Source organism: Frigoribacterium sp. AC759 (assembly GCF_979256015.1).
This window is the reverse complement of the sequence record NZ_CEEDMT010000048.1, coordinates 1-6,580: the sequence shown is the minus strand read 5'-3', so window position 1 is coordinate 6,580 and position 6,580 is coordinate 1. Positions and strand designations below refer to the sequence as shown.

The window sequence follows — 6,580 nt, the reverse complement described above, 5'->3', positions numbered from 1 at the left end:
ACCGGGCGGGGCGGCTGGTGTGGCCGCCCCGCCCGGTCGGGTGGGTCAGAAGTCGGTCGAGCCCTGGGCCTTGGCCAGCTCGGCGAACTGCTGCTGCGTGGCCTCGGCGACCTGCTCCGGCGTCTTCGTGCCCTGGATCATGTCGGCCAGGTTGATGTACAGGTCGGGGTTGGCGACCGCGAGGGCCTGCATCGAGCCGACCGCGTCCGGGACGGACTCCGCCGACGCGAGCAGCGCCTCCGGAACCGTCTCGGGGGTGTCGACGCCCTGCATGAGCGAGACCGTCTCCTGGTCGTCGACGAAGCCCTGGTAGCCCTCGCCCATCCAGTACGAGAGGAACTGACGCGAGGCGGCCTCCTGGGCGTCGTCGCCCGTGTCGAAGGCGACGACGGCGTTGGCCTGGTCGGGGATGAACGTGCCGACGTTGCCCGAGGGCGAGATCGGGAAGAACCCGATCTTCTCGTTCAGCTCGGCGGTGTCGGCCTTGGCCTGCAGCTGGCCGAAGAACGAGTTGACCTGCATGACCATCGCGGCGTCGCCGGCGAGCAGGGCGTCGCCCTGGTCCTCGAAGGTGGCCGTGGCGATGTCGTCGTTGAACAGGCCCTCGTCGATGAGGCCCTGGTACTCGTCGATCGCGCCCTGGATGGTCGGGTCGGTGAAGGTCTCCTCGTTGGTGTTCACGCGATCCCAGAGGCCGTCCGCTGCGGCGTCGGCCAGCTGCACCTGCACCCACCACTGCGTGGCCCAGCGGTCGCCGCCCATCTCGTGGAAGGGGGTGACGCCGTCGGCCTTCAGGTCGCGTGCGGTGGCGAGCAGCTCGTCGAGGTCGCCGGGGGTCTCCGTGACGCCGGCCTCGGCGAGCACCTGCTTGTTGTAGTAGACGCCCTCGACCGCGGGCACCGTCACGAGGGCGGCGTACCGGGTGTCGTCGAGGAGGCCGGTGATGTCGGCGTAGTTGGCGTCGTAGTCGCCGAGCCAGGGGGCGCCGTCGAGCGGCTGCAGGTTGGTGCGCGCGTTGAGGGCGGTGAGACTCGACTCGGTCGGCTGCCAGAACGCGATGTCGGGCTTGTCTCCGGTGGCGACGCGGGTCTGCACGCCCTGCTCGTAGGGGTCGGGGATGGTCTCGACCTCGACGGTGGCGCCGGTGAGCGCCTCGAAGCCCTCGATGACGCTGTCGGCCGTCTCGGCGGTGCTCTGGGCGGCCCAGACCGTCAGGGTCGTGCCGGTCAGGTCGGCGTCCTGCTCGGGCCAGCTGACGGGGCCTCCGGCGGACGACCCGCCGCCGGCTCCGGGGTCGCTGCAGCCCGCCAGCGAGAGGGTGAGGGTCGCGACGGCGGCCGCGGCCACCGCGCTCTTCTTCCAGGTGATCTTCATCGGTCGGTCCTTAGGAGAATGGTGCTGTGTGTGGGGGAGGGTCTCACGCCGAGGGGCGCGGCGTGAGGGCGAACGTGCGGGCGCCGACGGTCTCGGCGGTCGAACGGACGGTCAGGATGCCCGTGGCGGTGTTCCAGGTGGTCTGCCACGGGGTGAGACTGCGGGGGAACACGACGTCGACGTCGACGTCGGTGCCGCGCAGGGCGGGGAACGCGAGCTCGTGCTCGCCGGCGGTCTCGTCGCGGTCCCAGACCGAGACGAGCACGCGGCGGTCGGCGGACAGCGCGAGGGCGACCCATCGGTCGTCCCAGGTCGGGAGGCCCTTCGGCCAGGTCGGCACGGCCACGACGAGGTCGCGGCGCACCTCTCGGGCCGCCGCGACGGCCTCTCGGACGAGGTCGAGCCGGGCGTCGTCCATCCGGTTCAGGTAGCCCGACAGGAAGAACCGGCCGAGCAGGCTGGTCACGAGGCAGAAGGCCGACTGCTCGGCCGTCATCGACGGCTGCGGGTAGGCCCAGCTCGCGGCCTGCTCGGGCAGCATCGACAGCGGTGCCGCGGAGGCGATAGGCGGGTAGAGCAGGTAGTCCTGCTGGTCCGAGGTCGACTGGGCCTGCACTCGCGAGAGCATCGCCTGGTCGGCGCGCATGGCCCCCGACGAGCACGCCTCGAGCACGAGGGCGGGGTGCCGGTCGAGCACGCCGTCGAGCCAGTCGAGCACGGCGCGCGAGTGGCCGAGCAGCCCGGCGCCGGCGCTCGGCGCGTCGACGTCGGTGCCCGCCCCGGGGTCGGTGTTGTAGTCGAGCTTGAAGTAGCCGACGCCGAAGTCCCGGACGAGTCGGTCGACGACCTCGTCGAGGTGAGCCCGGGCGGCCGGGTGCCGCAGGTCGAGGTGGAGGCGCTCCTGCTCCTGCACGCGGTGGCCGCGGCGCTGGAGGAACGCCTCGGGCGGCAGCGTCGACGCGACGGGGCTGAGCACGCCGACCGACTCGGGCTCGAGCCAGAGCCCGGGCACCATGCCGTGCGAGCGGATGCGGTCGGTGACCTCGGCGAGGCCGCCCGAGAAGCGCACGGTCGAGGGCTGCCAGGCGCCGACGCTCGGCCACCAGTCGCCGCCGTCGTCGTACCAGCCGGCGTCGATGCAGAACACCTCGGCCCCGGCGGCCGCGGCGGCGTCGACCAGCGGCAGCAGCTTGTCGGTGGTCGGGTCGCCGTCGAGGGTGTTCATGTAGTCGTTGAAGACGATGGCGGGTCGCGCGTCGTCGGGGTGCGCACGGCGGGTGGCCCGTCGGTGACGGGTCAACTCGGCGGTCGCGGCCTCGAGGTCGATTCCGAGGGCGACCGTGGCGGGCACCGTCGTGAACGACTCCCCCGGCGCGAGCGGCTGCACCCACTGGTGGTCGACGTCGGTCGGGCCCGAGAGGGCGACGAACGCGTCGTCGACGTGCTCGCCGACCTCCCAGCGCCACGGGCCGTTGTTCTCGATCTGCCAGAGCCAGGCGACCCCGCGCTCGACCGAGGCGACCCCGCCCAGCGGCAACGCGCCTCCGGTCGACCAGGTGCCCTGCGAGATCTGCTTGACGGCGGATCGCGGGCTGTGCCCGGTCAGCTGCTGGGCCAGCACGGGGAGGTCGTCGCGCAGTCGGGTCTCGGACCAGCGCCCCTCGCCGAGCCAGTCGTTGCGGCCGCGCAGCAGCGTCCAGTCGTCGACTCCCCCGGGCCGCCCGGCGGTGCCGCCGAGCCCCTGCACCCACGAGGTGACCGACTGCAGGTCGAGGGCGCGGTCGCCGGTGTTCTCGACCGTCGTCGTGACCGAGAAGGAGGCGCGGGCCGACGATCGCAGGTGCAGAACGACCCGCAGACCCTCGTCCGACGCCGAGACGAGGTCGAGTCCATCGTCGTCGATGCGTCGGACCTCGATCAGTCGCAGGGTCGACCCGAGCTCGGTGTGCACGAGACGCGACCCGACCAGGGTGCGGCCGCGACCGGCGGCGAGGATCTCGGTGATCGGGACGACCGCCTCCACCCGGGTGTCGACCGTGTCGGTCGTGGCTCGCACCAGGTGCAACGGCTCGTCGCCGTGGGCGAACTCGAGCGTGAGGCCGGGGGTCGCCCAGCGCACGATCGCTTCGGGGGCCGTCGGCACCTCGTCGTCGCGCGACGTCAGGAGGCGGTCGAGAGTCATGGGGTGTCCTTTCGTTCCCGAGTCATCGGGAGGGGCCGGCCGACGACGGGCGGGTCGTCGGCCGGCACGGGCGGTCGTGCTGCGGGGTCGTGCTGCGGGGTGGGGCTGGCGCGCGGTGCGGCGGGGCTGGTCAGCGAGCCGTCGTGGTCGGCGTCCCGACGCTCTGCTTGGCGAGCGTCACGGTGTCGATGTCGGGCGCCCACGCGGTGGTGTTGCCGAGGGTGATGGCACCGCTCGCGGTGGTGAGACGGAGGGGCTGCGCATAGTCCCAGAAGCTGGTCCAGGCGTAGTTGTGGCGGACCGTGACCCGTTCGCGGGTGCCGCCCGCCTCGGTCACGTCGACGAAACGGCTGATCACCTGCGGGTTGTAGTTGATCGAGGCGCTCTTGTCGGCGTTGGCGGCCGAGAGCGTCAGCACGTAGTCGCCGGCTCCGAGCCCCGCCGGTCGGGCGAGGGTGGCGGTGTTGCCGGCGCCGTTGCCGAGGCTGCCGAGCACGGAGACCGCGCCCTGCGCGTCGGCCGAGCCGTTCGAGCCGGTCGTCGCCGGCAGTGTGCGGACGATCGTGCCGCCGGCCCGGGTCAGCGACTCGGCCTGCACCTTCACGGCGTTGCCCTGCGCCGTGTCGGCCGTGCGCTGGGCTGCGCCGCGGGTGCTGGTCACATCGGTGACGACGGCGCCGGTCGACGACGTGACGCCGATCTCGTTGACGCCCTGGGTCAGCCAGACGCGCACCGTCGTCGTCCACGCCCCGGCTGCCGAGACGCTGCCGGCCGGGATCGCCTTGTCGCCCACGGTCAGGCCGACGGCCGACGCCCTGGTCGTCGTGTACCGGACGGCGACGTCGTGATATCCGCTCTCGGTGGCCGCGACGAAGAACGAGGCGCCGGCCGCGCCCGACAGTCGCGCGCCTCCGTTCCCGGCGGCCGGCGTCTGTCCGTAGACGAGCTGAGCTCCGGAGGTGAGTCGCGCCTCGGTGGCGGGGTAGGTGGTGGGCTCGCCGTCGGTCGCGTCGCGCAGTTCGAACCGGTCGAGGGTGATGTCGCTGCCAGGCAGTCTCGTCTGGCCGTCGCGGCTCGCCCGGAGCGACAGCGAGTGGGTGCCGGCCTTCAGAGGCACGAGCACGTCGGTGCTGCCACGGTAGGTGTGCGAGAGATCGGCCGAGTACTTGACGAGCCGGTCGAAGCCTCCGTCGACGAACAGGGCGTGCTGACCGGGGGCCTGGTTGGCGCCGGCGAGCACCGAGAGCCGGTACGTGCCGTCGCGCGGCACCGTGACGTTCCATGTGGCGCTCGAGCCGACCTGGTTGAAGCTGCCGACGTCGCGTCCGCCCGAGGCCATGAACGACCACTCGCGGGCAGGGTCCTGGGTGTAGGCCGTGGCGTTCGCGAGCGTGGCGTTCTCGGCCTCGACGCTGCTGACGAGACGGGTGTCGACGGCGGGTCGCTGGGCGAGCGGCTTGGTGATCTGCACCTCGTAGGCGGCGTACCGGTCGTTGTTCGGGATCGTCACCGTGGCGGCGCCGGATGCCAAGGAGGCGCGGGTCGACACGATCACGGGAGGCTGGCCCGAGAGACCCTCGGCCCCGTTCAGCCGGGCCGCGCGGACGACCACGTCGACGCTCGAGCCGAACGTGGCCGAGTCGAGGCCGGTCAGGTCGAGCTGCACGTCGGAGGAGCCTCCACCGACGAGCACGGTGGCCTCGCCGTCGGCGTCGTCGCGGGCGGCGATGGCCTGCACGGTGTCGGCGGCGTCCGCCTGCGGCGGGGTCACCTTGACCGTCTCACTGCCGGCCAGGTCGCCGTACCACTTGAACATCCACCAGCCGCCGTTGGCGCCGTTGCTTCGGGCCGAGTTGTCCGAGAGGTTGCCGGCGTAGTTCCAGTAGGCGGTCTGGGCGTCGACCTTCTGCTCTTCGAACATGGAGAACCACTGGATCAGCTGGCCGGGCACGCCCATGTCGCGGAGCATCCCGTACTCGGTGATGTTGACCGGGATGTCGGCGATGCCGAGGTCGGCGAGGATCCTCTTGTACTCGGCGTTGTGGCCGCGGAAGGTCGCGAGGTTCTGCGTGCCGAGCTCGTGCCAGATGAACACGTCGGGCAGCTGGCGCTTCTGCTTCGCGTAGGCGAGGAAGTCGCGGCTGCGGTCGGCGTGCCAGCCGGCGTCGCCGGGGCCTCCGACCTTCGCCGCGCCGAGGCCGTGGGCGGTGTAGATCTTCTGGATCTCGACGTAGGCCGCCGACCAGTCGGCGAGGAACTGCGTCTTCTGCGTGCTCCAGTTCGGGTACCAGTTGCCGGCGTCGGGCTCGTTGAACGGGATGAACACGTACTTCTCGGGGTGGGCCGAGTTCGACGCGATCGACTCGACGACCTGACGGAGGATCGGCAGGTAGTCCCACTCGCCGTCGCCGTTCGCGTCGCCCGGGCGCTGCCCGCCGTTGTAGGCCCAGTCCGGGTACATGTCCTGTGCGTAGACGTAGAGGTCCTGGCCGCCGGCCGCGAAGAAGTCGGTCTCGACGTCGAGGGCGTCGCCGTTCGGGTGCTGGGCGCCCTGCGGGGGTTTCTGCGAGGTGTTCGTGACGCGTGCGCCCTCGAGCACGGCGGGCGAGGGCGAGCCGTCGTCGCCGAGGCCGTAGAGGGTTCCGGTGGCGCCGCCGCGGAAGTCGCCGGTCGTGGTGCCGAAGTCGACGGCGACGCGGCTGGTGGCGGCCTCCGCCGAGGTGGGGGCGACGAGCAGCTGAGAGCCCGAGAGGGCGATGGCCACGGCACCGACGGCGGCGGTGCAGCCGAGCAGAGCACGGCGGGCGGGAGTCAGGGAGAAGAGCGACAACGGAGGTACTCCTTCGTACTTCGTCGATACCGCGATCACGTCGGTGTGAAATCGCTATCACGAAGCATGCACGGGCCGTCCGACGTTTGCAAGCGTTTTCACGAAAACCCTTTCACGTCGATTCCCGTCCGTTGCCGCGCCTCCTTCGCCTGCGGCGATCGCCCGTGCCGCGGCGAGGTGGGCGTCGAGCGTGC

The 6,580-nt window shown here is 71.8% G+C and carries 3 protein-coding genes; all 3 read right to left on the bottom strand.

All coding sequences use genetic code 11. From position 1 onward, the window contains the following. Window positions 1-45: 45 nt before the first annotated feature. The gene (locus ACZ6JE_RS14940) at window positions 46-1,374 is read right to left on the bottom strand and encodes an ABC transporter substrate-binding protein (RefSeq protein WP_320479219.1); all 1,329 of its coding nucleotides are present in this window, start codon (window positions 1,372-1,374) and stop codon (window positions 46-48) included. A gap of 43 nt (window positions 1,375-1,417) precedes the next feature. Next, window positions 1,418-3,556, bottom strand: coding sequence for a glycoside hydrolase family 36 protein (locus ACZ6JE_RS14935; protein WP_464319442.1), 2,139 nt, complete (start codon window positions 3,554-3,556; stop codon window positions 1,418-1,420). Between the two features lie 130 nt (window positions 3,557-3,686). Continuing rightward, window positions 3,687-6,386 (bottom strand): CBM35 domain-containing protein, encoded by a 2,700-nt coding sequence (locus tag ACZ6JE_RS14930; RefSeq protein WP_464319441.1) that lies wholly within the window; start codon window positions 6,384-6,386, stop codon window positions 3,687-3,689. Window positions 6,387-6,580 lie beyond the last annotated feature (194 nt).